Here is a 25,173-nt window from a genome sequence, read left to right on the forward strand (position 1 = left end):
TTACAACCAAGCTGCCTGGCGATGGGCCGTCCGCTGACAAGGACACCCCACTGCCTATTTGTTGACTTTGACTATATTTGACCTTACTCTTACTATACAATGTATTACGGAAAATTTCAAGAGTGACCAAAGAAGGAAAACTAACTATAGAATATCCGTTTTTTTTGGACAATAAAACGTCAAGCAAATAAATGAAAAAGCACGTCTTTCCTTTTCTTAGAAGAAAAGACGTGCTTTCCATTTTGCCTAGCAGCGACCTACTCTTGCAGGGGCGCTGGCCCCAACTACCATCGGCGCTGGAGGGCTTAACTTCCGTGTTCGGGATGGGAACGGGTGTTTCCCCTCCGCCATAGCCACTAGGCAAACGATTCAGTTTTGACATCATTTATTATACTTGGAAAACAAACAATGTCAAGAAGGAAATTCATTCCTTCAAAACTAGATAACCGTTGGAAGAAGCCGCGGCGCTTCCGCTTTTCGCTGTCTAGTTCCGGCCGCCATCGGCTCGCGACGCTTCGGTCCTGCTGCGGCGGGCTAAGCCCGCTCGCAGGCCTCCAGCGCGTTTCGCCGATCAGCGGGCGGCCTCCACTTTTCTGCTGTCCAGCTCCGGCTCGCCGCCGCTCGGGGTCAAATCACCTTCCCCCTCGGGGTGCCAGCACCCCTCGAGGTGAAGAACATTTGGCCTCGAGAGCTAAACACGGCGCTTCCACTTTTCTAGGTTAAGCCCTCGATCGATTAGTATCCGTCAGCTCCACGTGTCGCCACGCTTCCACCTCGGACCTATCGACCTCGTCATCTTCGAGGGATCTTACCCGCCTAACGCGGCGGTCCGCTCGACTTGCATGTATTAGGCACGCCGCCAGCGTTCGTCCTGAGCCAGGATCAAACTCTCCAAAAGAAAGTTGATTGGCTTTTCGGATTGTCTAGCTTCGGCCGCTATCGGCTCGCGACGCTTCGTGTCCCGCTTTGGCGGGCTAAGCCCGCTCGCGGGCCTCTCAGCGCGTTTCGCCGATAGGCAAGCGACCTCAGCTTTTCTTTCGCGCTTCGTTTCGTTCAGTTTTCAAGGAACGACGATGGAGCCTATCGGGATCGAACCGATGACCTCCTGCGTGCAAAGCAGGCGCTCTCCCAGCTGAGCTAAGGCCCCATATATCCGCTATCGGGAAGACAGGATTTGAACCTGCGACCCCATGGTCCCAAACCATGTGCTCTGCCAAACTGAGCTACTTCCCGCCAACGCGCTCGAGAGGATTCGAACCCCTAACCTTCTGATCCGTAGTCAGATGCTCTATCCAATTGAGCTACGAGCGCAAGTGCCGAGGGCCGGACTCGAACCGGCACGGTAGTGACCTACCCCAGGATTTTAAGTCCTGTGCGTCTGCCAATTCCGCCACCCCGGCTAAATGAGCAAATAAATGGAGCGGAAGACGGGACTCGAACCCGCGACCCCCACCTTGGCAAGGTGGTGTTCTACCACTGAACTACTTCCGCTCGAATCAACATGCGGGTGAAGGGACTCGAACCCCCACGCCCGTAAAGGGCACTAGACCCTGAATCTAGCGCGTCTGCCAATTCCGCCACACCCGCAAATCAATTGTGGTGAGCCATGGAGGACTCGAACCTCCGACCCTCTGATTAAAAGTCAGATGCTCTACCTACTGAGCTAATGGCTCATGGTTGGGTATACACTCACAGTGAACGATGTCCCTTCCTCTACTAGCATATTCGAAGATGCAGGATGCGTCGGGACAACTCGAAGCAAACTCGGTGATGCAAAGCTCGTTGCTCTACCTACTGAGCTAATGGCTCATGGTTGGGTATACACTCTAGGTACTACCTAGCTCTACCTGCCCCTTCCTCTGCCAGTCTGTTCAAGGAAGCGAGATGCGTCGGGGCAACTCGCAGTGAACTCGAAGATGCAGCGCTCGTTACTGAGCTAATGGCTCATAATAGGTGATGGTGGAGGATGACGGGATCGAACCGCCGACCCCTTGCTTGTAAGGCAAGTGCTCTCCCAGCTGAGCTAATCCTCCACAGGATTGCCTAGCGACGACCTACTCTTGCAGGGGCGCTGGCCCCAACTACCATCGGCGCTGGAGGGCTTAACTTCCGTGTTCGGGATGGGAACGGGTGTTTCCCCTCCGCTATCATCACTAGACAATCAACAGACAAGTTATATTATAATTAAATTTATTTATTTGTCAATAGGTCTTTGTTTTTGATTAGTGCTGTCATTTCAACGTGCTATCATAATATAACACGTTGGGAGTGGTTTGTCAACTTGACTTCCTGTGTTTGTTTTTCAACAAAACAACGACGACTATTTTTACATAAATGAAAAGCCCCCTGCTTGTCTTTGCAGGGAGCGATCAAATTTATTTATGACGCATTTGCGGGAAAAGCAACACGTCGCGGATCGACGGCGAGTTCGTCAGCAGCATGACCAGACGGTCGACGCCGATGCCAAGCCCGCCTGTTGGCGGCATGCCGTACTCGAGCGCTTCAAGGAAGTCTTCGTCCATTTCATGTGCTTCATCGTTTCCTTGTTCACGCTCTTTCAGCTGCGCCTCAAAGCGTTGGCGCTGATCGATCGGATCATTCAATTCGGTAAAGGCGTTTGCATGTTCGCGCCCGACGATAAATAGTTCAAATCGGTCGGTAAAACGCGGGTCGTCCGGATTTTTCTTGGCCAACGGTGAAATTTCAACCGGATGGCCATAAATGAACGTCGGCTGAATGAGGTGAGACTCGACTTTTTGTTCAAAAAATTCGTTGACAATATGGCCAAACGTCATATGTGGAGCAACTTCCACTCCATGTTCTTTCGCCAGCTCCCGCGCCTCTTCGTCGCTCATCTGCTGCCAGAAGTCGACGCCGACATATTCCTTGATCGCATCGACCATATGGAGGCGCCGCCACTCGGGCGTTAAGTCGACGACATGCTCGCCGTATTGAATTTTCGTCGTTCCAAGCACTTCAGTGGCAATGTGGGCGATCAAGTTTTCCGTTAGTTCCATGATGTCGCGAAAATCGGCGTACGCCTCGTACAATTCGAGCATCGTAAACTCCGGATTATGGCGGGTGGAAATGCCTTCGTTCCGGAAAACGCGGCCGATTTCATACACTTTTTCCAAACCGCCGACGATGAGCCGTTTTAAATGGAGCTCGATGGCGATTCGCATATAAAGGGTCATATCCAATGCGTTATGATGCGTAATGAACGGGCGCGCCGCAGCGCCGCCAGCAACGGCGTGCATCATCGGCGTTTCAACTTCCAAATAGCCATGGCTGTCGAGATACCGCCGCATCGATTGGATGATGAAACTGCGGGTGATGAACGTCTTTTTGCTCTCCGGATTCATAATTAAATCGAGATAACGCTGGCGATAGCGTTGCTCTATGTCTTTCAAACCATGGTATTTTTCCGGCAGCGGACGCAGCGATTTCGTCAAAAATTCGTACGACGACACTTTGATGGAAAGTTCACCAACTTTTGTTTTAAACATTGTGCCGCGCACGCCGACGATATCGCCAAGGTCAGAGATTTTAAACAGTTCGTACTGCTGTTCGCCAACATCGTCTTGACGGACGTAAATTTGAATCTGCCCGGTGACATCCTGGATATGGGCGAACCCCGCTTTTCCTTTGCCGCGCTTTGTCATGATGCGGCCGGCGACGGCGACTTCAATTTGCTTTTCTTCAAGTTCCTCTTTCGACAAATCGCCGTACAGTTCGAACAGTTCTTGCGCTTTATGAGTGCGCTCGAACCGTTTGCCAAACGGGTCGACACCCAATTCCTCAATTTTTTTCAGCTTTTCCCTGCGGACGCGCAGTTGGTCGTTCAATTCTTCATGACTCATACCTCATTCACTCCATTTAGCGATTTTTTACGAAAAATACTGCCAGCGCTCGCTGGCAGTCCTCCGCTGCATGAACGTCATCTCCGTTGTTTAAACGGCTTCGGCGTTCGCCGCTGCTTGGACTTCCGCTTCCTCCGCCACGCGAAGCAACAGTGCGGCCAGTTCGTCCCGCGTTTCACATTCATTGATGGCGTTGCGGATTTTCGCTGCGCCGCGAATGCCTTTTAAATACCAAGCAGCGTGTTTACGCATTTCTTTGACGGCGATATACTCGCCTTTTAAGGCAATTAATCGGTCTAAATGCAGCAGGCAGACATCGATTTTTTCCCTCGGCGTCGGTTCCGGGATGAGCTCTCCAGTTTCTAAATAACGGACAGTGCGATAGATCATCCAAGGGTTTCCAAGAGCCGCCCGTCCGATCATGACGCCGTCGACCCCTGTTTCTTCAAGCATCCGCTTTGCATCTTGAGGCGTTTTGACATCTCCGTTGCCGATAACCGGGATGTTGACGGCTTCTTTCACTTGCTTGATGATGTTCCAGTCCGCTTTTCCTTCATACATTTGCACCCTTGTCCGTCCGTGGACGGCGACGGCCTTCCCGCCGGCGCGCTCAACGGCTTGAGCGTTTTCGACGGCGTAAATGTGCTTTTCATCCCAACCGATCCGCATTTTCACCGTGACCGGTTTTTCAACGGCATCGACGATCGCGGCAACGACATCATAGATTTTATTCGGGTCAAGCAGCCACTTCGCTCCAGCGTCGCAATTCGTAATTTTCGGCACTGGGCAACCCATGTTGATGTCGATGATATCTGCATTCGTATTTTTATCAACAAATTTCGCTGCTTTGACGAGCGTTTCTTTCTCGCCGCCGAAAATTTGCAAGCTGATCGGCTTTTCCCGTTCATCAATATATAACATGTTTAACGTCTTTTCGTTGTTGTATACGATTCCTTTGTCGCTTACCATCTCGGCGCATACAAGCCCGGCGCCGAATTCTTTGACGGTCAGGCGGAACGCGGAGTTGCATACGCCTGCCATCGGAGCAAGCACGACGCGGTTTTTAATTTCGACATCGCCAATGCGAAACATCGCAGATGCCTCCTTTCTACTTGTTCGATTCGAGTTTCGGCGGCGCCAGTTCTTCCACCGATATATTCAGCCGTTCGGCGATTTGTCCAACGAGCGAATCGGACGGCATCCGGTTTCCCCGTTCAATTTCACCAAGGATCGATACGGAAATGCCTAGTTCTTTCGCCAGTCTTTCTTGCGTATATCCTTTCAACTTTCGAAAAGCGCGAATACGTCTTCCCCATCTTTCCGCTTCCATACATGAACTCCTTTTTTGTCAGGTAGTCGGCCAATGATGTCGATTAACGGCTCAGAAAGGTTCGGTATTGCCACGTGGGAGTTGACTTCAAACAACGGGATGAGCACGAACGCCCGCTCCGCCATGCGCGGATGCGGGATCGTCAGCTGCTCTGTTTCAATATTTTCATGATTATACAGCAAAATGTCAAGGTCTAACGTCCGTGGTCCCCAGCGAATTTCCCTTTTTCTTCCAAGACGTCGTTCGATTTGCTGGGTCACGTCAAGCAAGGCAAACGGCGACAACGTCGTTGCCACCTCGATCACCATGTTTAAAAACTTGCCTTGGTTGACATAACCGACCGGATCGGTTTCATAAATCGATGAGCTCGATGTGATCAAAATTTCCTGATGATGATGAAGCGCTTCAATGGCAGAACGCAAATAGAAAACACGATCTCCGAGATTGGAGCCTAAAGCGAGATATGCGATGTTTTCCATTTAACGACCCCTATCAATTTCGACTGCGACATGTTGATAATGGCCGCGAATCGGCGGATTCGGCTTCGTCACTTTGACAATGCAGCGCTCGACAACAGGAAAGGCAGCGAGCAAGTCGGCGGCGATCGCTTCAGCGACCGCCTCGATCAAGGCGAACGTCCGCTCCTCAACGATCGCCCGGCAGCGCTCGTACACATCGGCGTAGTTGACGGTATACTCAAGACAATCGCTCCGCCCGGCGGGCTGCAAGTCGAGCTCCAACGTCACATCGACCAAAAATCGCTGGCCGAGGATGTTTTCTTCGCGAAACACCCCGTGGTAGCCGTAAAACTCCATGCCTTGCACATACATTTTATCGATGACCGCTCTCTCCCTTCCCAAGCATAGCATCCATCATTTTGGCCATGCGGGCGATCGGCAATACATCATGGACTCGGACGATGTGCACCCCTTTCATGATGCCGAGACAAACGGTCGCTCCTGTTCCTTCGACCCGCTCCTCGACAGGCACGCCGAGCACATGGCCGATAAATCGTTTGCGCGACGTGCCAAGCAAAAGCGGATAGCCGAGAGCGGCAAATTCATCAAGGCGCCGCATCACCTCCAAGTTATGCTCGACCGTCTTGGCGAAGCCGATCCCTGGATCTAAAATAATGTTCTCATCTTTCACACCCGCCTCTTTGACAATGCGAATGCTTTCTTTCAAATCGGCGATCATGTCGGAAATCAAATCGCGATAGGCCATATCGCGGCGGTTGTGCATTAAAATGATCGGCGCGCCATACGCGGCGGCGACGCGGGCCATATCAAGATCCGCCTTGGCTCCCCAAACGTCGTTGATGATGTGCGCCCCGGCTTCCATGGCTTGCCGCGCCACTTCCGCTTTGTACGTGTCAATGGAGATCGGTACACTCACCGCCTTAGCAATCGCTTTTACCGCCGGAATGACGCGGCGCAACTCTTCATCAAGCGGCACTGGATCCGCCCCCGGACGAGTTGATTCACCGCCGATATCGATGATGTCCGCTCCTTCCGCCACGAGCCGCTTCGCGTGCTTGACCGCGTTTTCCACGTCGTAAAACCGGCCGCCGTCGGAAAACGAATCGGGCGTGACGTTGACAATGCCCATGATCAACGTTTTTTTGTTTAAGTCAAGCTCATGCCCGCGGCATTGAAGCCGAAGAGGGCGCATCGATGTTGTCATCAGTCGTTCATCCTTTCTGCCAATTCGTTCCTCGTCCATAACCGATGGGTCAAGCGTCGGTAATGGTGCTGCAAGGCCTGGACCACCGAACCATTTTTTCCTTGGTAAACGCAATGGCCAATGCGGCAAAGGGGTACAATTTCCTGCACAGAGTTGGTGATAAATGCTTCATCAGCCTGCAACAAATGGGACAGCGGATATACCCCTTCTTCAACTGGGATGCGCAACTGCTTGAGCAAAGCCATGATGAATTGTCTTGTGATGCCGTTTAATATGCCGACAGCCGGCGCTGGCGTGTAGACGATGCCGTCTTTCACCCAAAAAATATTGGAAACGATCCCCTCCGCTACCGCACCATCTGAATTCAAAAAAATTCCTTCCGCATGAGGTCGATGTCCGAGCTCCCATTTCCCGATCATATTGTTTAAATAATGGTGCGACTTTAGTCGCTCATTGCCTTCCGGGCTGTTTCGCCTTGCCGCGAGCACCACCCCTTCTTTTCCTTCCGAAGGGACGGGCGGCGGAAGCGGCTTCATATAGACGATGACGGTCGGGTTTCGGTAACGTTCGATCGGCAAGCCGAGATCGCCGACCCCGGCCGATACATTGAAGCGCACATAAGCGTCGCGCAAGCCATTGGCCTCGAGCAACTGCTCGATGATCGCCACCGCTTCGGCGCGGCCGAACTGTCTTTCGATGTGAAGCTCAGACAGCCCTTTGTTCAATCGGGCCAAATGATCGTCAAGCAAAAAAGGGTGGCCGCTATACGTGCGGAATGTTTCAAATAAGCCGAGCCCATATAAAAAGCCGTGATCAAACGCTGATAACCGCGCTTCTTCGCGTGGAACGACCGCGCCGTTGATATACACGTACATGACTGTCACGCCTTTTTATATGTGTCGATAAAATTTTTCAACAGCTGCATCCCATGGCTTGTCATAATCGATTCCGGGTGAAACTGCACGCCTTCCACCGGCAGCGTTTTATGGCGAATCGCCATCACTTCATCCTCTTTCGTCCAAGCCGATACGACGAAACAGTCCGGAAGCGTCTCTTTCTCAACGATAAGGGAATGGTAGCGCATTGCCGTAAACGGGTTCGGCACGCCGCGGAAAATCGTCTCTCCATCATGGTAGATGGACGATGTTTTCCCGTGCATCAGCCTCGGGGCGCGGACAACACGGCCGCCGAACGCCTGGGCGATGGCTTGATGCCCGAGGCAGACGCCGAAAATCGGAATTTGGCCGGCAAAGCGATCGATGACTTCCAGGCTGACCCCTGCCTCATTCGGCGTGCACGGACCGGGGGAAATCATAATAAAATCAGGGCGGAGCCGTTCCATTTCCGCTATCGTAATGTCATCATTCCGCTTAACGATCAACTCTTCGCCCAACACACCCAAATATTGCACCAAATTGTACGTAAATGAATCATAGTTATCAATCATGACGATCATCATTCTCACCTCATGCTCGGAAATAATGCCTCTGCTTCGCTCAACTCTTTTGCTTTCCAAAGGGCAGCCGCTTTCTTTAAACATTCCTTGTACTCATGCTCTGGGTTGGAATCGATGACGATGCCCGCTCCTGCCTGTACATGCGCCAATCCGTCTTTGACGACCATCGTTCGAATGGCGATGTTCAGCTCCATGTTTCCTTGAAAATCGATCCAACCGATCGAGCCCGTGTACAAGCCGCGGCGGACCGGTTCCAACTCTTCAATAATTTCCATTGTTCGCACTTTCGGAGCGCCGGTGATCGTCCCGCCGGGAAACATGGCGCGAATGACGGAAAACGCATCGTGCTCCGTCGTCATGGTGCCGGATACGTGAGAAACGATATGCATCACATGAGAATACTTTTCGACGGTCATCCATTCGTCAACTCGAACCGTCCCGTATGCACAGACGCGCCCAAGGTCATTCCGTTCAAGATCAACGAGCATGGCGTGCTCGGCCCGCTCCTTTTCACTCGCAAGCAACTTGCGAGCAATTTGTCCATCCTCTGCCGCCGTCCGACCGCGCGAACGTGTGCCGGCAATCGGCCGCGTCTCAAGACGCCATCCCCGCTTGCGGACGAGCAACTCCGGCGAGCCGCTGACGACTTGAAATTCCGGGGTATGCAAATACGCCATGTAAGGGGACGGATTCAGCACCCGCAACTGCTTGTAGACGGCAAATGGATGCGTCACCAGCGGCTGCGACTGACGCACCGATAAGTTGACTTGAAACACATCGCCCGCCGCAATATAGCGTTGCACGCGGCGAACCGCATCCATAAACCTCTCTTTTGTCATTGAAACAGACGGCGCAGCTGTCGAGGCAGCAAGCGGCCAGACCAGCGCTTCATTCCGATCCTCAAGCCACATCCGTGCATGCCGCGCAAGCCGCCGGTTTGCTTCGCTTTCCTCCCCTTCATTCGCGTAGGCAAGCAAATGAAGCTGTTCAGTTTGGTGATCATAAATCGCTACGTCGTCAAAGAGGAAAAAATACATGAGCGGCAGCCGCAAATCATCTTGGGCAAGCATCGGAAGCCGTTCCAGATAGCGAACCGCATCATAGCTAATGAAACCGATCAGCCCGCCTTGGCAAGGCAACGACTCCCCCTCATCCGGCACGGCGAAACACCGAAGCCATTGCCGGAGCCCTTCGAGCGGCGAGCCATCCAGCACCGTTTCAACCCCGCGCTGCTTGATGATGAGCCGCCGCTCTTCAGCGCGGATCACTCCGATCGGGTCAAGGCCGATAATGCTGTACCTTCCCCCTTGGCCGCTCTCAAGCAACACATGATGAGGCCGGCTATAGGCCAGCTGTTCGTACTGGCGGAACCAATCCCGTCCGCGATAATCGATAGTTCGTTTCAGTCGTCTGCGCCGCTGTTCCATCCTCGTCAGCTCCTTACGATGTCCATCGTTACTTTTATTGTACAATGATTGTCCGTCTGGGTCACCATCCTCGTAAAAAAATTCGACAGGGTTGCCCCTGCCGAAAAAGTCTGCTTAGTCTTCAAATTGGTAAAGAGGCGTGCTCAAATAACGTTCGCCGTTGCTCGGGATGATGGCGAGCACTTTTTTCCCTTTGCCGAGCTCTTTCGCCACTTTCAATGCCGCATGAATCGCAGCGCCGGACGAAATGCCGCCGAGAATGCCTTCCTCGCGAGCCGCGCGGCGGGCGGCCGCAAACGCTTCTTCCGTCGTTACCGTAATAACCCCATCGTAAATGCTCGTATCCAAAATATCTGGAACAAAGCCAGCGCCGATCCCTTGGATTTTGTGCGGGCCCGGTTTTCCTCCCGACAAGACTGGGGAATCGGCCGGTTCAACGGCGTAAATTTTAATGTTTGGGTAAGCTTCGCGCAACACTTGGCCTGCTCCGGTGATCGTTCCGCCCGTGCCAACGCCGGCAACAAACGCATCAAGCTGGTCGCCCATTTGCTCCACGATCTCTTTCCCGGTCGTCAAGCGATGGATTTCCGGGTTCGCCTCGTTTTTAAATTGCTGCGGCATAAAGTAGCCGTGCTCGCGGACGAGCTCTTCCGCCTTTGCAATTGCTCCGCGCATCCCTTGTGCACCCGGTGTGAGCACAAGCTCGGCTCCATACGCCCGCAGCAGGTTGCGGCGCTCCAAGCTCATCGTATCCGGCATGACCAATACAGCCTTATATCCTTTCGCCGCCGCGACCATCGCCAATCCGATCCCAGTGTTGCCGCTTGTCGGCTCAACGATCGTGTCGCCCGGCTTCAGCTTGCCCGCTTTTTCCGCCGCTTCAATCATCGCCAACGCAATCCGGTCTTTGACGCTGCTGCCCGGGTTCATAAATTCCAGTTTCAAATACACATCCGCGCTGTCTTCATCAACGATGCGGTTCAGTTTCACGGCCGGCGTATCGCCGATCAATTCGGTTATCGAGTTGACTGTGCGTGCCATTGTTCCACCTCTAATCCCCATTAATTTTATCGACTTTGTCTCCAATGTATCAACTATTGGCGTAATTGTCAATCATTTTACTGTTTTCATTCTTTTTTTGCGAGTTGTTTCAACTGTTCCAGCTCCGCTTTGTCGAAATGGTACGTTTCATTGCAAAAATGGCACGAAGCTTCCGCCTGCCCTTCTTTGTCGATGATGTCTTGGATTTCCTCAGGTCCTAGGCTGATAAGGGCATCAGCGATCCGCTCGCGCGAACAGCGGCAGACGAATGACACCGGCATCGTCTCGAGCACACGGACGCCTCCATCTCCCAACAGTTGTTCGAGCAGCTGTTCCGGACTGAGCCCTCTTTCGATCATGCGCGACACGGGCGGAATTTGTTTCAGCCGCTCTTCAATGCGAGTGATCGTGTTCTCCTCCGTCCCGGGCATCAACTGGATCATAAATCCTCCGGCGGCTCGGATGGTATGGTCGGGATTGACGAGCACCCCGACGCCAACCGATGACGGAATTTGTTCGGACGAAGCAAAATAATACGTAAAATCATCGCCAAGCTCCCCGGAGATAAGCGGCACTTGTCCGGTGAAAAAGTCGCGCAGCCCAAGATCCTTCACAACCGTCAACATCCCATTTTTGCCGACCGCCCGTGCCACATCAAGTTTCCCGTGCTCGTTCAGCTCAAAATGCACATGCGGATTCGTTACATAGCCACGCACTTCCCCTCTGGCGTTGCTGTCGACCAAAATGACGCCGATCGGGCCGCCGCCGTCAATTTTAATCGTCAACGTTTCCTCGCCTTTCAGCATCGCTCCCATCATAACACCGGCGGTCAACGCTCGACCAAGGGCCGCTGAGGCGGTCGGCCATGTTTGGTGGCGGCGTTGCGCCTCGGCGACCGTTTCCGTCGTTCTTGTGGCATACGCTCTCACTTGTCCATTGTAAGCGAGTGCTTTGACTAAGTAGTCTCCCATCTTCATCAAGCCTTTCATCCTTTTTTCTCGGTGTTTTTCTCGTACAACAATTTTAAGCCCGTCAGCGTCAAAAACGGATCCACGACATCGATGATGTCCGATTCGCTGGCAATGAGCGGAGCCAAACCGCCAGTCGCAATCACCTTCGGCGGGATTTTGCTTTTCGCCTTCATTCGCGACACGATGCCTTCCACTTGTCCGACATAACCGTATAAAATACCGGCTTGCATGGCGCTGACCGTATTTTTGCCGATGATATCATCCGGGCGGGCGATTTCAATGCGCGGCAATTTCGCCGCCCGCGCAAACAGAGCCTCTGTCGAGATCATAATTCCCGGGGCAATGGCCCCTCCCATATATTGTTTATGTTCATTAATATAACAATACGTCGTCGCCGTGCCAAAATCGACGATAATCAGCGGACTGCCGTACAAATGGATGCCGGCAACCGCGTTGACAATCCGGTCGGCGCCCACCTCACGCGGATTGTCATATTTGATGTCGAGCCCGGTTTTAATGCCCGGACCGACGATGAGCGGTTTGATATGGAAATATTTTAGACACATGCGTTCAAGAGCAAACATAATCGGCGGCACGACCGAGGAAATGATGATGCCTCGAATGTCGGAAAACTGCAAGCCGACATGGTTCAAGAGCGCTTTGATCATCATGCCGTATTCGTCTTCCGTTTTCGAGCGGCTTGTTTCAATGCGCCAATGATGTTTCAGTTCGTCCCCGTCATACACCCCTAACACCGTGTTTGTATTGCCGACGTCCAATACAAAAATCATCGCTTCATTCCTCGCTTTTCCTCGATAAATTCCCATTCTTTATCATATCATACTTACGGGAAAAAAACTGTCCTTCTTTCCCTGGGCCGCCGGCAAAAAAAAGATGCCTCCGAACAGAGACATCGATTACTCCTCTTTCTTTTGGATGTTGATCTTCACATCGCCGTCGCTTTTGCCGGCCTCCTCGCGCCCGTTCCGGTCTTTGGGCAGCGTGCCATGTTCGAACAAATGTTTAATTTGCTCCGCATCGAGCGTCTCGACTTCTAACAGCGTGTTGGCGATCAAATCCAATTTGTCGCGATGTTGGGTCAAAATTTGTTTCGCTTTTTCATAGCACTCTTTAATGATGCGCTGAATCTCTAAGTCAATTTCATAGGCGATTTTGTCGCTGTAGTTTTGCTCGTTGTGCAAGTCACGTCCTAAAAACACTTGCCCGCTCGGTTGGCCGAATTGAAGCGGACCAAGCTTTTCGCTCATGCCAAACTCCGTCACCATCCGGCGCGCGATGTTTGTCGCCCGCTGAAAATCGTTATGAGCCCCTGTACTCACTTCATTGAACACGATTTCCTCGGCGACGCGCCCGCCGAGCAGTCCGGTGATTTTATCCATCAGTTCGGCTTTCGTCATAAAGTAGCGGTCTTCTTTCGGCAGCATGACCGCATAGCCTCCGGCTTGGCCGCGCGGCACAATCGTCACTTTATGCACCATTTCCGCATCGGCGAGCACCATGCCGATGACCGTATGCCCCGCCTCATGGAACGCCACAATGCGCCGCTCTTTTTCCGAGATGACGCGGCTTTTTTTCGCCGGTCCGGCAATCACCCGGTCCGTCGCCTCATCGATGTCGCTCATATCAATTTTCTTTTTGTTGCGGCGCGCTGCAACGAGCGCCGCCTCATTCAGCAAGTTTTCCAAGTCGGCGCCGGAAAATCCAGGCGTCCGCATCGCGATCGTCTTCAAGTCAACCGATTCATCGAGCGGCTTGTTGCGGGCATGCACGCGCAACACCGCTTCGCGCCCTTTGACGTCCGGGCGGTCGACGGTAATCTGCCGGTCGAAGCGACCCGGGCGCAACAGCGCCGGGTCTAAAATGTCCGGCCGGTTGGTGGCCGCGATAATAATGATCCCTTCGTTGCCGTTAAAGCCGTCCATTTCGACAAGCAGTTGGTTGAGCGTCTGCTCACGCTCGTCATGGCCGCCGCCAAGGCCGGCGCCGCGCTGGCGGCCGACGGCGTCGATCTCATCAATGAAGATGATGCACGGGGCATTTTTTTTCGCCGTCTCAAACAAGTCGCGCACCCGCGATGCCCCGACCCCGACGAACATTTCCACGAAATCCGACCCGCTGATCGAGAAAAACGGCACGCCCGCTTCTCCGGCAACCGCGCGCGCCAACAGCGTTTTCCCGGTTCCGGGCGGCCCAACGAGCAATACCCCTTTCGGAATGCGGGCGCCAAGTTCCGCAAACTTGCGCGGATCTTTTAAAAACTCGACGATTTCCACCAACTCTTCCTTTTCCTCATCTGCCCCAGCGACATCGCGGAAGCGGACTTTCCGCTTGTCATCCGTATACAGCCGCGCCCGGCTTTTGCCGAAATTCATCACCCGGCTGCCGCCGCCCTGTGCCTGGTTCAAAAGGAAGAAGAACAAAATAAAAATAATCACAAACGGGATGATGGAAGTGAAAAACGTCACCCATCCGCTCGTTTCGTCCGCTGGCACGACTTCCACCCGCGTCCGCGCCGCTGCCGCATCGATGCGGTCAAGCACTTTGTCACTGTTCATGACGTAGGTGGAAAAGTACTGCCCTTCGCTATATGTTTTCAACTGGCCTTTGATTTCATATACGCCGCGCTCCGGCTTAATGGAAAACGACTTGACATCCCCGTTTTCCAGATGAGTGATGAACGCATCGTACGTCATCGGCTCCGTTCGCTGGTTCGTGCCGTTAAAAAAGCTGACGACGCCGATCACGACGAGGAAAATCAGCAAATAAAAGATGGTATTGCGGAAAATCCGGTTCATTTCTTGCCTCCTCCCATATGAAACACACTATACTCAATACTATCATAGAAATTTGTTTCAATACAAACAATTCGGCCGTCGCCCAGCAACCGTTCTACTTTTGGTACACTTCCGGCTTTAAGACGCCGATAAACGGGAGGTTGCGGTATTTTTCCGCGTAATCGAGCCCATAGCCGACGACGAATTCATCCGGGACGGTAAATCCGGTGTAATCGGCTTGAATGTCCGCCTTCCGTCCAGACGGCTTGTCAAGAAGCGTGACGATTTTGATCGAATTCGCCTTCCGGTAGCGAAACAAGTCGACCAAATAGCTGAGCGTCAGCCCACTGTCAATAATATCCTCAATGATCAAAATATCCCGTCCTTCGACGGAGGTGTTCAAGTCTTTGACGATTTTCACTTCGCCGGATGAAACGGTCGCATTGCCATAGCTTGATACGTCCATAAAATCCATTTCTAAATATGTATCAATATGTTTGAGCAAGTCGGCCATAAACGGCATCGCCCCTTTGAGGACGCCGACAGCGAGCGGAAAACGGCCTTCATATTCTTTCGTTAACAAACCGCCGAGTTCTTTGACTTTTGCCTGAATTTCCTCTTCTGTGATCAACACTTTTTGAATATCGTCTTTCATCCCCATCTTTTTTCCTCCTAGCTGTTCATCGCCTGATAGTGCAGCAAAATATAGCGAGCTTGCCCACGGTGTTGCGCTTCCAAAGCCGATTTTTTCAAGCCAGGCACCCAAAGGATGCGACCGTCGGCATCTTCGACAATCGGCCAGCGATCCCTTTCCATCCGCGGAATTTTTGCTTCAATGAAAATTTCTTTCAATTTTTTCGTGCCTCCCGTCCCCTTGAGCACCATCCGGTCGCCGCGCCGACGCGTCCGCACGCGAAGCGGCAAGGAGACGGAAGCAGGATCCACGACGAACCAATCATTCCCGGCCTGCTTTCTTGGATAGTGTTCCCCAAATTCACTGATGATTGCATAGCCATTTGGGAGGGGCAATAGCGCCGGAACCGGCAGTTCAAACCAATAGCCTTTCTCGCCGCTTTCTGCGTCAAACGTAAACAAACAGCGGTCGTACGAGCGAATCACTTTGAGCCCTTTTGGTAAATCGATCATTCCGGAAGGGCGGCCGCGCTCACAAAGCATCAGTATATGGCCGATATGTACGGAAGTCAATGTCGGCGGAATGCCGCCATAAAGACGGAGAAGCAACAGCTGCAGCACCCGGCGCTGCAGCGGTCGCGGCAGCGCCAAAAAAGGTCCGATGGAAAGCGCCGCATCGCGATGTTGTTTTTCCATTACTTTATTCAGCGCGTCCGCGGCTAATTCCTCCAAAAATTGCTCATCTTCCGCCATCATTTCGCTGTATTGCTGAAACCGCTCGTGCAAGCGCGGATTTTCCTGCCGCAGCAACGGGACAATATGATGGCGGAACCGGTTGCGCGTATAATCGTCTTTTTCATTGCTCGGATCGCGGCGTGGAGACAGCCCCATCTGCCGGCAATACGCTTCAATCTCCGCCCGGCTGACAGCCAAAAACGGACGGATGAGATAGCCGACGTGAAACGGCCGTTTGACGGGGATACCAGCGTATCCTTTGCTTGTGCTGCCGCGCACAAGCCGCATTAAAATCGTCTCGACTTGATCGTCGCCATGATGGCCTACGGCGACGTACCCCGCTTGATGCTTTTCCATCAGTTCGGCAAAAAAGCGGTAGCGGCAGATCCGCGCCGCCTCTTGGGCGCCGAGACCTGCGCTGCGCTGAAAGGACGGGACGTCGATTTGCGCAGTCTCACATAAAATACGGCGCTCCACGCAAAAACGTTTCACAAACTCCATCTCTTCTTCTGACTCCCGCCCACGAAACATATGGTCAACATGGGCCGCTATGACCTGAAGCTTCCATTCGTCGCGCAGCGACAAAAAAACGTGCAGCAACGCAAGCGAATCCGGGCCTCCCGAGACGCCAACGATGACGGCCGCTCCTTCTGAAAGCAGTTGATGCCTGTGGATAAAGGCGCGCACTTTGTCGATCATCCAAGCCAACCTCTTTGCATTTCTTTCAGCTTCATCGTAACACGTCCGCCCTGTTTTCTCAAAACAATTACATCGCCAGCTGCCAATATATATAAAAGGCATAGGCGCCCAGCAATGCAGCGGCGATGACCACCGTTTCGACAATCCCTCTCGCTTGGCGGCGCCGTTTCACCTGCCGCCCCGACCGACGGCTTGGCACTGCCTTTCTTTCGTTTTCCGCCGATGTATGGCAGGAAGAGGCGGCCAATAAGTCGCGACGCATATCGGCCGCCTTTCGATATCGGCCGTCAAGCGCCTTTTGAAGCACCTCCTTGTATCGGGTTAAAAAGCGGTCCGTTTCGATGATGGACAACAGCTGCGCCCGACCGTCACCCTTTTTCTCAATCGGCCCCGGGCAGCAAGAAGAAATCATCACCATCGCCGCCGCAAACAAGTCGTAAGATGGCTCCGCTTTGCGCGATCCAAGCCCCCAATAGCCGCGGTCATACAGCTCAGTAAACTCTTTTACCGCCCTTCCTTGCAGCGTCGCCCCGCCCACATCAAGCAACCGAACCGACGGCGGCGACCCGGTAACGATCAAATTGTCCGGCTTTAAATCCCCAAATACCCATCCTTCTTGATGAAGCCGATCAAGCACCGACAACAGTTGCATTACGAGCACGGGCGCCCATTCTTTTCCACGGCGGCGGATGAAAGCAGCGAAATTCTCCCCTTCAATATACTCCATCACATAAAACGGGATCGTCTCCCGCGCAAACGGGCTTTGCCAGTCATCGGCTTCCAGCAAAGAAGGCCCGAGGGCGGCTCCCTGGACCTTAGCAAAACGGCGCAATATATTCATTTCCGATGCCAATGACGCATAGTCATCGCTCAACTTGACGGCGACGCGAGTCCGGCCGTTCTCCGCCAAATAGACGACGCCGTTCGCTCCGTTGCCAAGCCGCCGCAGCAGCCGGTAGGAACGGCCGTGCCATTTCCCAGTGATGACCGTACCAGGCGGCAAATTACAAAGACGATTCTTCGATGTATGGCTCATCGCCATCGCCGATCCAGCTCCTTAACGACCGTTTACGCTCAAAATAGGCGATTGCCTCACGCAACGCTGGTCCGGTCGGCGTCAGCCCGCCCGACGCCAATTTCGGAAAGATGGTGGACAACTCTTCAATCCTTGGCGTCCAGTCGATCATTTTTTCGGCGTGCGCCCGTTTTCCCGGGAAGATGAACACCGAAAAGCGGTTTTCGCCCATGCGCGCATTTAAGCTGAGCGATAAATCGAGGAGCGCCTCTTTGACGGTTGGCAATTTTGTTTTCATGCTCCCGCTCGTATCGATCAAAATGAGCACATCAAGGGCCACCGTTTCCCCAAGTTCATCGACGACTTCCATCACTTGGCCGCGCTTGTCCGGCGGCAAGTCCTCAAGCGAAACGTCAGAACCAAAGATTTGTTTCAACTCTCGATTGACGAGCCCTTGCAACGTCTGAGTCATCGCTTGGCGCGTCACCATTTGCACCGTTTGCGACAGCTGTTTTGCGTACACGACTTGGCTCATCCCGCCGCCAGCCGCGGCGATCGCTTCAATTTCCCGCCGTCCGTTTTCATCCATCGCACCTCGGTCCAAGATGCCGATCACGTTCACCGTAATGCCTTGCTCACGGGCTAGCGCCGCCATGGCGGCTGGATCCTCACCATGGTTGGAGCAGCCATCGGTAATGAGCAAAATTTGCCGCAACGTTCCCTTTCGCACGTTCGTTCCCCTCCTTGGCGAATGTATTATCATCATCGCCGCAGGGGAACGTTTTTATACGCTAGCTATTGCGCCTTTTTCATATACATGTATGCCGGAATCGTCGCCCATTTCGGCGTATTGTGCCGAACTTTGGCGACAACGACGGTCATATCGTCTTCAATCTCGCCGCCGCATTGGCGGATCACTTCTTCCATGATCAAATCGGCGACTTCCTGCGGGTCGTTCGTCTTTAATTCTTGAATTTTCCGCTTCATCCAAACATCATGGTTTTCAACGTTCATCGGCCCTTCAAACACACCATCGCTCATCATAATGAGCAAGTCGCCCGATTTCAGCTGCTCGGTGACAACGTCAAATTCGACTTCTTTAATGATGCCCATCGGCAAGTTGCTCGCTTCCACTTTCATCACCTTGTCACCGCGCTTAATAAAGCTTGGCGTCGATCCGATTTTCAAAAACTTCGTCGCCGCGTTTTGCAAGTCGATGATGGCCAAATCCAGTGTCGCATACATGTCTTCTGTCGTCCGCAATGCCAAAATCGAATTGATCGATTTGATGGCAATCGACTCGTCCATTCCCGTCTGCAAAATCTTTTGCAACAGGCGCAGCGTCTCGCGGCTTTCGTCATGCGCCCGCTCCCCATTGCCCATGCCATCGCTGATGGCAACGGCGTACTTGCCGGTAGCAAGTTCAATCGTTGCATAACTGTCGCCAGAAATGAACCCCCCTCCTTTGGCGGCAAACGCGACGCCCGTTTCGACGACGAACGCTTTCGTGGAGCCGAAGGCGACGCGGCAGTAGCCGTTCGGGTAGGCGGCGCATTCTTCGCGCTTGACAACGATCGTCTCTCCTAAAATATCTGACAGCATCGGCGCGATCAGTTTTTCGCACTCACCCCGCCCTTCGCAGTAAGGAATGCTCATTTCAATATCGATATTTCCTTTTTCCAAACTGTAAATGTCGACATGGCCCACTTCGATGCCAAACTCTTGCAGCGCACGGTAAATTTGTTCTTCCTGCAAATAATGGTTTTCCTGTTCTTTCTGCATTTCTTTGGCGAAATCGTCCATCACTTGGGAAACGCCCAACAGCTGTTCAGCGACAAGCTTCCGGCTTTCGTGGATTTGCCGTTTGAGCTTGCGGTTTGCTTGATAAGCGACCATCTCTTTTTCAATCGCGTCGACGACTTTGCCGGCCTTGACGCAATACCGCTCCCACTCGCGCAGCAACTGATGGTTTTGCGACAATGTTTTTTCGTCCGCCTCGCCCATCATTTGCTTCATGTACGCATAGGTGGTACGAAAGTTGTCCGCCCAGCATTGCGTCTTCTTAAAGCACGTTTGGCACGTTTTTTCCGTGATGTCGCTCAAAAAATAGTCGACTTCACGGTCGCTGTATTCATTGGCATCCGGAAGCGGTTCGGGCGAAAAGCTTTCCGCCAGCGCCTGAAAGACGTTGGAAAACTGCGAGACGCGTTGCACCGTCATATCGCGGATTTTCCGGACGTATTGTTGTTGCTCATGGATATATTCTGCCGTGCCGGGAATGTATTTGGCGATTTTCTCCGTCAGTGAACGGGATGTACCAAAAAACAGCATCATAGCGATGCTGGATTCAAGCAGCGTCGGCACAAGCTCACTCTTCCCTTCGCCGTATAAACCAAGCAACAGCGTCGCGACGAGGAGGCCGAACGCCACCCCAAGTTTTTTCCCTTCCCTCAGCAACCCGCCAAGCAGCCCGGCGAAAGCAAGCAAACTCATTTCCGACAAGTTGCCGACATTTGCCAAACTCAGTACAAGCCCGGTGACAACGCCGACGGTGGAGCCGGTCGCCGCCCCGGCGACAAACGCGAACAACAAAACGAGGTAGCGCGACATCACATGCTCAAGCGACAAACCGTACACAGCCCAGCCGATCATCCCGGTCAACATCGAGGCGAGCAAAATGATCAACGAAATGATCTCTTCCGCTCGCAACGCATGTTTATGCTTCTGCACGGTCAACAACGGGATGCTTTGCATAAAAATCAAGGTCAATACAAGCGACAGCCCGGCTTCGACGACCGCCATGGCGGCGCCGTAGACCGATCGCTCTCCGAGCCAATAATAGGAGATCAGCCATTTGGCGGAAAGAGACAGCACAAACACAACCAATGGAACGATTTTCAGTGACTCACTGATCACCCTCCGCACCCATCCGTAAATAAAGAGAAAGCCAAAAATGGAAACGCCGACAAACAGCGCCACATCAAGCGACAGCGTCAAAGCACCGGCCAACAGCGAGATCAACGCAAAAGCGGCCTTATCGCGGCGCAGCATATAGACCGAAACGAAAAATGGCAAAGCGAACGGGGTCAGCTTCGATAAAATCAATGCTCGTCCAAGCAAAAAGCCGACAAGAAGAAGCAAAAAGCCTTGATGGATGAACAGATGACCAAGGCGCAGCTTCACATGGCGCATCCAGCGCGACACCGTTGCTTGCGTGTCATGAATCGGCACTTCCGAAATGCTGCGGCGCACCGTCCCTCTTTCTACTCTTTCCATTCCCGATCCTCTCCTTTACCTTTCTATTACCCCCTATTATATCGCTCGAATTGTCAGAAATTTGTCAAAACCACAGAGAAAAATCAAAAATCGTTCGACGTTTTCCACGGCAAAACGCGGTCAACGGGCTTGTTCCGACAGAAAGAGACAAAAAAGAAAAACGAGCACGTCGCTTGATGGCGCATGCTCGTTTGCGATGACCCGTACGGGATTCGAACCCGTGTTACCGCCGTGAAAGGGCGGTGTCTTAACCACTTGACCAACGGGCCATGTTTGATTGTTGGTGGCGGTGGAGGGGATCGAACCCCCGACCTCACGGGTATGAACCGTACGCTCTAGCCAGCTGAGCTACACCGCCGTGTGACAACAGTTTATATCATAACGGAGGAGATGACGATTGTCAATACATATAGGCGGAAAATGCAGAGGGGAAATATATCCTCTTATTCCATACAGAAACAAAAAAGCATCCATCGCGACGGATGCTTGTTTTCTCATTTGTCATCCTTCAAACAATCTTTCAGCAGCAAGTTACCCTCGTCTCGCTCCACGACCTCCCCGCTTCGACTCCGTATGACGGCGCAGCGATGCCAATCGGTCTTCACTCTCTTTTAAAAATCGGCTGATTTTTTGTTCTAAGCTGTCCGCCGCGGAGCGGTCGTTTGTCCGATGGCGCGGCCGCTGCGAAGAAGGCGTGTCTTTTGCTTTGCGAATGGACAGGCCGATTTTTCCATCTTGACCGACGTTGATGACTTTGACATACACCATATCGCCGACTTTCAGATGATCGTGGATGTCTTTGACATAGTTATCGGCTACCTCGCTAATATGAACGAGTCCTGTGACCCCCTCCGGCAGCTCCACAAACGCCCCAAATTTCGTAATGCCCGTGACCTTGCCTTGTAACTTGCTGCCTACTTCAATCGACATAAAAAAAGTGCTCCTCCTTAAAACGCTTTAAAGATGGTGTTTTTTTTATTATAGCGAATGAAAAAAATGCGTGTCAATATGACGAATGCCCATAGAAAACGGGCATTCGCAGGCAAAATTATTTTTCCGGCAAGACGAAAATAATTTCTCCATCTTTCGATAAGTAATATTTTTTCCGCGCCAGCTCGGCGATATAGTCATCATCATGCAACTTTTTTATTTCCTCTTTCAGTTGCTTTTCCTTCCGTTCAAGCTCCACAAGCTGCTCTTTCAGCTTTTGCTGTTCCGCCGTTTTGGCATCGATCGCCTTCGCTTGCGAGTGCAAGGTGTAGACAAGAGCGGAGGCGAACATCGCAAACAACAACGACCAGACAACCAAACGGACAGCGACAGCCCGCCGTCTTCTCGCCGCCTTCTGCTTTTTCTCTTCATGCTCAGCTATGTACGTCGACGACAGCTTCGTCACATTCGTTCTCCGGGGCACGTTCATCGCGTTTACACCTCTTTTACTCGCGCCATTTCGCAAACCACATGCTTATTTTCTCTTTTGTATTCTTGATTTGTCCAGCAAATCCTTTTACACGTCGAAAAAATTTTTCCATCCCGGCTCGTCTTGGCGGCGGCACCCGCCGCCAAATCATGATGCCCGTCCAACGCAGCGGAGCAAGCAAAAGGCGGATCATCTTCCAAACAGAAAGCAGCACAAACCGAACGATCCACAACAAAAGCCGCCAAACGATCAATAGAAGTGCCAGCGCCATTTGCCCAAGGAGGATGAGCGGGCGCATGACCATGAGGCGGAACAGCTGAACGAGCGTCTGTCCGAGTCTTACCGCCAGCCCAATGAACCACTCGAGCACTCGAATATAAAAGGAGCGGAGCAAGCTTTGATAAGCGGCATATCCGCATAAAAGCGCGAGAAACAAATAAAAGCGAAGCTCGCCTTCATTGACGAAAAGAAGCACATCAAACACGATGAGCGCCTGCACCGCCCAAAACAGCACGTCATTCACAAAGACGAGCCAGTGCGCCCGCTCATGCCGTTTCAACATCCGGCTGTACGTATCCCACGCCAGGCCAAGCCAGCCGCCCATGCCAATCATCGCCAGCATGGTGTACAGCTGTATGCTGACATTCATTTGAACAACTTGCTAAAGAATCCTTTAGCCTTCTCCTGATGGTCATCTAAATAAACGAGGTCGAAAATGCGCCCTTTAATCGAAACAACGCCTTTGTCGACATCTAAGTTTTTCATCTGCAAGTTTTGCCCGCGGATGGCCAAAAAGCCCATGACCGTCTCAAGCAAAAACTCCTCGTTGTCAAAACTCTCGACTTGTTTCACCCCGGTGATGTCAAGAAGGCGCCGGCCGCGCATGATCACATCATGTTCCTGGACCGGACCTTTGTTCGTGCTTCCGCCAAATTCATCGTGTCGACTCATGTTCATCCCCCGCATTTCCATTTAGTATCGAAAGCCGGCAAGGCCAACCGCCTTTTCTCATCCGTTGTTTGTACCATATGTATGTCAGCGGGGGATGGTTTAGAACAAGCCTGCAGGACAAATTAGACGTCGTCTTGTTCCGGCGCCGGGGTGGTCCGTTCTTCGCGGATCAATTCGTACAGCCCGGTTGCCTCCTCTTTTTTCGTTGTTTCTTTTAGATCCGTCACTTTTACCGTTACCCGCTTTTGCCCAAATTGAATCGTCAATTCATCGCCGACTTTCACATCGGAGCTTGCTTTGGCGACATGGCCGTTGATCCACACTCTCCCTTGATCGGCGATTTCCTTCGCCAACGTGCGGCGTTTGATGAGGCGGGACACTTTTAAAAATTTATCAAGACGCATGGCATGATCCCCCTTACCGTTCGTTTTCTTTGGCTTCTTCCCAAAAACGATCGAGTTCGGCAAGCGAAAACGAGGTGATCGACCGGCCGCTTTTTCGCACTTGTTCCTCGATATAAGCGAAACGGCGGGCAAATTTGTCGTTGGCCATTTGCAACGCTTCTTCCGGTTGAATCCCGTAATAACGGGCAAGGTTGATGAGCGCGAACAATAGATCGCCAAACTCGCCGACAAGCCGATCGCGACGGCCGCCGGACGTTTCGGCTCGAAACTCGGCCATTTCTTCTTCGACTTTTTGCCATATCGGCGCGGCATCATCCCAGTCAAACCCGACTTTCGCCGCTCGTTTCTGCAGCTCGTACGCCCGCATCGTCCCTGGCAGACTTTTCGGAATGTCGGCAAGAATCGATTCCGAAAGCCCGCCTCCTTTTTCTTTCTCCTTGATCTTCTCCCAGTTGGCAACGACTTGTTCGGCCGTCTCGGCCGTGACATCACCAAACACATGCGGGTGGCGTCGGATCATTTTCGCCGTCAGCGTGCGGATGACGTCGTCGATCGAAAACAACCCTCGGTCGGCGCCGATTTGCGCATGGAGCATCACTTGCAGCAGTACGTCGCCGAGCTCCTCGACCATATGATCATCGTCACCCTCGTCAATCGCCTCGAGCAGCTCATACGCCTCCTCAAGCAAATAGCGCTTCAGCGACGCATGCGTCTGCTTCCGATCCCATGGGCAGCCGTTCGGCCCTCTCAGCGTGGCGATGACGCGACGCAGCGTCTCAAACCGGTGGTAAAGCAACGGCTCGTCCTTCACCGGCGGCACGTAGACGCTTGTCAAGTTGTCAAGCCCCGTCTCGCGGTCCAACTCATAAAGCGGCACGCGCTTTACTTGCTCGTCCTTCGTGCCTGCCGCGGTGACAATGTAGATTGGGTAATCGTCGGGAAGCTGCTCCATCAAAGAAAGCTTCACGTTCGAGGCCACAAACGAATCGTACACTTGACAAAAAACAGCATGCAGTGAAGGCGACCATTCTTCTCCTCGAAAAGTCGTCGCATCAAGCAACTGAAACCCTTCAATGGGATCGATGCGCACCGCCGTAAACAGCGCATCCAAAAAGCTTTGACCACCTTCGATCACGATTCGGCAGACGCCGCGCCGCTCAGCTTCGAAAAGAAGCTGCACCGTCCGCTCGGCAACAAGCGGATGGCCGGGAACAGCGTAAAACACATCGCCGCGCTTCGCTTGTTCCGTCAATCGATCGACGATGTCAGCGTACACATCAGCAAACTGCTCGTGTTTTTCATACACTTCATCAAATGACGTAAACGCAATCCCTTCCTCCACAAGCCATTTGACCACCGGGTGTTCTTTCGTCCGCAAAAAGAGCGGATGCGCCCGCTTTAGCTTTCGGTACACACCGATCGGCAGCTGTTTTACATCTCCGGCGCCGAGGCCGAACACATAAATCGTATTCATCGC

The 25,173-nt window shown here is 52.7% G+C and carries 24 protein-coding genes, 10 tRNA genes, 2 rRNA genes and 1 other annotated feature; all 36 genes read right to left on the reverse strand.

Annotated elements, in window-relative coordinates:
- Positions 1-244: 244 nt before the first annotated feature.
- The 36 genes from rrf (B9L19_RS18055) to yabN all read right to left on the reverse strand — a co-directional run bounded on the left by rrf (B9L19_RS18055) (position 245) and on the right by yabN (position 25,170).
- Positions 245-361 (reverse strand): 5S ribosomal RNA (gene rrf, locus B9L19_RS18055).
- A 366-nt stretch (positions 362-727) separates the two neighbouring features.
- Positions 728-827 (reverse strand) — a sequence feature (23S ribosomal RNA rRNA prediction is too short).
- 247 nt (positions 828-1,074) lie between these two features.
- Positions 1,075-1,147 (reverse strand) — tRNA-Ala (locus tag B9L19_RS18060).
- A gap of 12 nt (positions 1,148-1,159) precedes the next feature.
- Positions 1,160-1,233 (reverse strand) — tRNA-Pro (locus B9L19_RS18065).
- A gap of 4 nt (positions 1,234-1,237) precedes the next feature.
- A tRNA-Arg gene (locus B9L19_RS18070) sits at positions 1,238-1,311 on the reverse strand.
- Positions 1,312-1,314: 3 nt separating this feature from the next.
- Positions 1,315-1,400: transfer RNA gene (locus B9L19_RS18075), tRNA-Leu, on the reverse strand.
- A gap of 16 nt (positions 1,401-1,416) precedes the next feature.
- Positions 1,417-1,491 (reverse strand) — tRNA-Gly (locus tag B9L19_RS18080).
- A gap of 11 nt (positions 1,492-1,502) precedes the next feature.
- Positions 1,503-1,587: transfer RNA gene (locus B9L19_RS18085), tRNA-Leu, on the reverse strand.
- A 10-nt stretch (positions 1,588-1,597) separates the two neighbouring features.
- Positions 1,598-1,673, reverse strand: a tRNA-Lys gene (locus B9L19_RS18090).
- Positions 1,674-1,957: 284 nt separating this feature from the next.
- A tRNA-Val gene (locus tag B9L19_RS18095) sits at positions 1,958-2,033 on the reverse strand.
- Between the two features lie 8 nt (positions 2,034-2,041).
- A 5S ribosomal RNA gene (gene rrf, locus B9L19_RS18100) occupies positions 2,042-2,158 on the reverse strand.
- Positions 2,159-2,375: 217 nt separating this feature from the next.
- Positions 2,376-3,860: a lysine--tRNA ligase gene (gene lysS / locus B9L19_RS18105; protein ID WP_025950930.1), complete on the reverse strand. Its 1,485-nt coding sequence runs from the start codon at positions 3,858-3,860 to the stop codon at positions 2,376-2,378.
- 90 nt (positions 3,861-3,950) lie between these two features.
- Positions 3,951-4,952 (reverse strand): tRNA dihydrouridine synthase DusB, encoded by a 1,002-nt coding sequence (gene dusB / locus B9L19_RS18110; protein WP_011229588.1) that lies wholly within the window; start codon positions 4,950-4,952, stop codon positions 3,951-3,953.
- A gap of 16 nt (positions 4,953-4,968) precedes the next feature.
- Complete coding sequence (locus B9L19_RS18115; RefSeq protein ID WP_011229587.1) at positions 4,969-5,190, reverse strand: helix-turn-helix domain-containing protein; 222 nt, start codon at positions 5,188-5,190, stop codon at positions 4,969-4,971.
- Positions 5,142-5,669, reverse strand: coding sequence for a 2-amino-4-hydroxy-6-hydroxymethyldihydropteridine diphosphokinase (folK, locus tag B9L19_RS18120; protein WP_025950929.1), 528 nt, complete (start codon positions 5,667-5,669; stop codon positions 5,142-5,144). The genes B9L19_RS18115 and folK overlap by 49 nt, the downstream gene beginning before the upstream one ends.
- On the reverse strand, positions 5,670-6,005 hold the full coding sequence (gene folB / locus B9L19_RS18125; RefSeq protein ID WP_015373715.1) for a dihydroneopterin aldolase: 336 nt from the start codon (positions 6,003-6,005) through the stop codon (positions 5,670-5,672).
- 16 nt (positions 6,006-6,021) lie between these two features.
- Positions 6,022-6,873, reverse strand: a complete 852-nt coding sequence (gene folP, locus B9L19_RS18130; protein WP_089114003.1) for a dihydropteroate synthase — start codon at positions 6,871-6,873, stop codon at positions 6,022-6,024.
- Positions 6,873-7,748 carry an aminodeoxychorismate lyase gene (pabC, locus tag B9L19_RS18135; protein ID WP_089114004.1) on the reverse strand — a complete coding sequence of 292 codons (876 nt, stop codon included), beginning with the start codon at positions 7,746-7,748 and terminating at the stop codon, positions 6,873-6,875. Before pabC ends, folP begins: the two co-directional genes overlap by 1 nt.
- 5 nt (positions 7,749-7,753) lie before the next feature.
- A complete protein-coding gene (gene pabA / locus B9L19_RS18140; protein ID WP_025950925.1) occupies positions 7,754-8,329 on the reverse strand; it encodes an aminodeoxychorismate/anthranilate synthase component II in 576 nt (191 codons plus the stop codon).
- 5 nt (positions 8,330-8,334) lie between these two features.
- Entirely contained in the window at positions 8,335-9,756 is a 1,422-nt protein-coding gene (gene pabB, locus B9L19_RS18145) for an aminodeoxychorismate synthase component I (RefSeq protein ID WP_025950924.1), read from the reverse strand.
- A gap of 114 nt (positions 9,757-9,870) precedes the next feature.
- Complete coding sequence (cysK, locus tag B9L19_RS18150) at positions 9,871-10,797, reverse strand: cysteine synthase A (protein WP_025950923.1); 927 nt, start codon at positions 10,795-10,797, stop codon at positions 9,871-9,873.
- Between the two features lie 86 nt (positions 10,798-10,883).
- Positions 10,884-11,774: an Hsp33 family molecular chaperone HslO gene (gene hslO, locus B9L19_RS18155; RefSeq protein ID WP_081804151.1), complete on the reverse strand. Its 891-nt coding sequence runs from the start codon at positions 11,772-11,774 to the stop codon at positions 10,884-10,886.
- An 8-nt stretch (positions 11,775-11,782) separates the two neighbouring features.
- Positions 11,783-12,559, reverse strand: coding sequence for a type III pantothenate kinase (locus B9L19_RS18160; protein WP_011229578.1), 777 nt, complete (start codon positions 12,557-12,559; stop codon positions 11,783-11,785).
- Between the two features lie 126 nt (positions 12,560-12,685).
- Positions 12,686-14,584 carry an ATP-dependent zinc metalloprotease FtsH gene (gene ftsH / locus B9L19_RS18165; protein ID WP_012820459.1) on the reverse strand — a complete coding sequence of 633 codons (1,899 nt, stop codon included), beginning with the start codon at positions 14,582-14,584 and terminating at the stop codon, positions 12,686-12,688.
- A gap of 94 nt (positions 14,585-14,678) precedes the next feature.
- Positions 14,679-15,224 (reverse strand): hypoxanthine phosphoribosyltransferase, encoded by a 546-nt coding sequence (gene hpt / locus B9L19_RS18170; protein WP_012820458.1) that lies wholly within the window; start codon positions 15,222-15,224, stop codon positions 14,679-14,681.
- A gap of 11 nt (positions 15,225-15,235) precedes the next feature.
- Positions 15,236-16,630, reverse strand: coding sequence for a tRNA lysidine(34) synthetase TilS (tilS, locus tag B9L19_RS18175; RefSeq protein ID WP_047752433.1), 1,395 nt, complete (start codon positions 16,628-16,630; stop codon positions 15,236-15,238).
- 67 nt (positions 16,631-16,697) lie between these two features.
- Positions 16,698-17,672: a serine/threonine protein kinase gene (locus B9L19_RS18180; RefSeq protein WP_025950920.1), complete on the reverse strand. Its 975-nt coding sequence runs from the start codon at positions 17,670-17,672 to the stop codon at positions 16,698-16,700.
- A complete protein-coding gene (locus B9L19_RS18185; protein WP_025950919.1) occupies positions 17,635-18,375 on the reverse strand; it encodes a vWA domain-containing protein in 741 nt (246 codons plus the stop codon). Before B9L19_RS18185 ends, B9L19_RS18180 begins: the two co-directional genes overlap by 38 nt.
- Before the next feature lie 65 nt (positions 18,376-18,440).
- Positions 18,441-20,921, reverse strand: coding sequence for a stage II sporulation protein E (gene spoIIE / locus B9L19_RS18190; RefSeq protein WP_047752434.1), 2,481 nt, complete (start codon positions 20,919-20,921; stop codon positions 18,441-18,443).
- A gap of 197 nt (positions 20,922-21,118) precedes the next feature.
- A tRNA-Glu gene (locus B9L19_RS18195) sits at positions 21,119-21,190 on the reverse strand.
- A 12-nt stretch (positions 21,191-21,202) separates the two neighbouring features.
- Positions 21,203-21,279 (reverse strand) — tRNA-Met (locus B9L19_RS18200).
- Between the two features lie 173 nt (positions 21,280-21,452).
- Entirely contained in the window at positions 21,453-21,851 is a 399-nt protein-coding gene (locus tag B9L19_RS18205) for a S1 domain-containing RNA-binding protein (protein ID WP_025950917.1), read from the reverse strand.
- Between the two features lie 118 nt (positions 21,852-21,969).
- The gene (locus B9L19_RS18210; protein WP_047752435.1) at positions 21,970-22,341 is read right to left on the reverse strand and encodes an FtsB family cell division protein; all 372 of its coding nucleotides are present in this window, start codon (positions 22,339-22,341) and stop codon (positions 21,970-21,972) included.
- A 16-nt stretch (positions 22,342-22,357) separates the two neighbouring features.
- On the reverse strand, positions 22,358-22,990 hold the full coding sequence (gene yabQ / locus B9L19_RS18215; RefSeq protein WP_025950915.1) for a spore cortex biosynthesis protein YabQ: 633 nt from the start codon (positions 22,988-22,990) through the stop codon (positions 22,358-22,360).
- Positions 22,987-23,292 carry a sporulation protein YabP gene (gene yabP / locus B9L19_RS18220; RefSeq protein ID WP_012820452.1) on the reverse strand — a complete coding sequence of 102 codons (306 nt, stop codon included), beginning with the start codon at positions 23,290-23,292 and terminating at the stop codon, positions 22,987-22,989. The genes yabQ and yabP overlap by 4 nt, the downstream gene beginning before the upstream one ends.
- Before the next feature lie 122 nt (positions 23,293-23,414).
- Positions 23,415-23,696 carry an RNA-binding S4 domain-containing protein gene (locus B9L19_RS18225; protein WP_012820451.1) on the reverse strand — a complete coding sequence of 94 codons (282 nt, stop codon included), beginning with the start codon at positions 23,694-23,696 and terminating at the stop codon, positions 23,415-23,417.
- A 13-nt stretch (positions 23,697-23,709) separates the two neighbouring features.
- Complete coding sequence (yabN, locus tag B9L19_RS18230) at positions 23,710-25,170, reverse strand: bifunctional methyltransferase/pyrophosphohydrolase YabN (protein ID WP_025950914.1); 1,461 nt, start codon at positions 25,168-25,170, stop codon at positions 23,710-23,712.
- Positions 25,171-25,173 lie beyond the last annotated feature (3 nt).

This window comes from Geobacillus thermocatenulatus (assembly GCF_002217655.1).
Lineage (GTDB): Bacteria > Bacillota > Bacilli > Bacillales > Anoxybacillaceae > Geobacillus > Geobacillus thermocatenulatus.

Bases quoted from the DNA above. Each gene is read 5' to 3' on its own strand.
- lysS (WP_025950930.1), bottom strand. From the start codon at position 3,860: ATGAGTCATGAAGAATTGAACGACCAACTGCGCGTCCGCAGGGAAAAG.
- dusB (WP_011229588.1), bottom strand. From the start codon at position 4,952: ATGTTTCGCATTGGCGATGTCGAAATTAAAAACCGCGTCGTGCTTGCT.
- B9L19_RS18115 (WP_011229587.1), bottom strand. From the start codon at position 5,190: ATGGAAGCGGAAAGATGGGGAAGACGTATTCGCGCTTTTCGAAAGTTG.
- folK (WP_025950929.1), bottom strand. From the start codon at position 5,669: ATGGAAAACATCGCATATCTCGCTTTAGGCTCCAATCTCGGAGATCGT.
- folB (WP_015373715.1), bottom strand. From the start codon at position 6,005: ATGGAGTTTTACGGCTACCACGGGGTGTTTCGCGAAGAAAACATCCTC.
- folP (WP_089114003.1), bottom strand. From the start codon at position 6,873: ATGACAACATCGATGCGCCCTCTTCGGCTTCAATGCCGCGGGCATGAG.
- pabC (WP_089114004.1), bottom strand. From the start codon at position 7,748: ATGTACGTGTATATCAACGGCGCGGTCGTTCCACGCGAAGAAGCGCGG.
- pabA (WP_025950925.1), bottom strand. From the start codon at position 8,329: ATGATCGTCATGATTGATAACTATGATTCATTTACGTACAATTTGGTG.
- pabB (WP_025950924.1), bottom strand. From the start codon at position 9,756: ATGGAACAGCGGCGCAGACGACTGAAACGAACTATCGATTATCGCGGA.
- cysK (WP_025950923.1), bottom strand. From the start codon at position 10,797: ATGGCACGCACAGTCAACTCGATAACCGAATTGATCGGCGATACGCCG.
- hslO (WP_081804151.1), bottom strand. From the start codon at position 11,774: ATGAAGATGGGAGACTACTTAGTCAAAGCACTCGCTTACAATGGACAA.
- B9L19_RS18160 (WP_011229578.1), bottom strand. From the start codon at position 12,559: ATGATTTTTGTATTGGACGTCGGCAATACAAACACGGTGTTAGGGGTG.
- ftsH (WP_012820459.1), bottom strand. From the start codon at position 14,584: ATGAACCGGATTTTCCGCAATACCATCTTTTATTTGCTGATTTTCCTC.
- hpt (WP_012820458.1), bottom strand. From the start codon at position 15,224: ATGGGGATGAAAGACGATATTCAAAAAGTGTTGATCACAGAAGAGGAA.
- tilS (WP_047752433.1), bottom strand. From the start codon at position 16,630: ATGATCGACAAAGTGCGCGCCTTTATCCACAGGCATCAACTGCTTTCA.
- B9L19_RS18180 (WP_025950920.1), bottom strand. From the start codon at position 17,672: ATGGCGATGAGCCATACATCGAAGAATCGTCTTTGTAATTTGCCGCCT.
- spoIIE (WP_047752434.1), bottom strand. From the start codon at position 20,921: ATGGAAAGAGTAGAAAGAGGGACGGTGCGCCGCAGCATTTCGGAAGTG.
- B9L19_RS18205 (WP_025950917.1), bottom strand. From the start codon at position 21,851: ATGTCGATTGAAGTAGGCAGCAAGTTACAAGGCAAGGTCACGGGCATT.
- B9L19_RS18210 (WP_047752435.1), bottom strand. From the start codon at position 22,341: ATGAACGTGCCCCGGAGAACGAATGTGACGAAGCTGTCGTCGACGTAC.
- yabQ (WP_025950915.1), bottom strand. From the start codon at position 22,990: ATGAATGTCAGCATACAGCTGTACACCATGCTGGCGATGATTGGCATG.
- yabP (WP_012820452.1), bottom strand. From the start codon at position 23,292: ATGAGTCGACACGATGAATTTGGCGGAAGCACGAACAAAGGTCCGGTC.
- B9L19_RS18225 (WP_012820451.1), bottom strand. From the start codon at position 23,696: ATGCGTCTTGATAAATTTTTAAAAGTGTCCCGCCTCATCAAACGCCGC.
- yabN (WP_025950914.1), bottom strand. From the start codon at position 25,170: ATGAATACGATTTATGTGTTCGGCCTCGGCGCCGGAGATGTAAAACAG.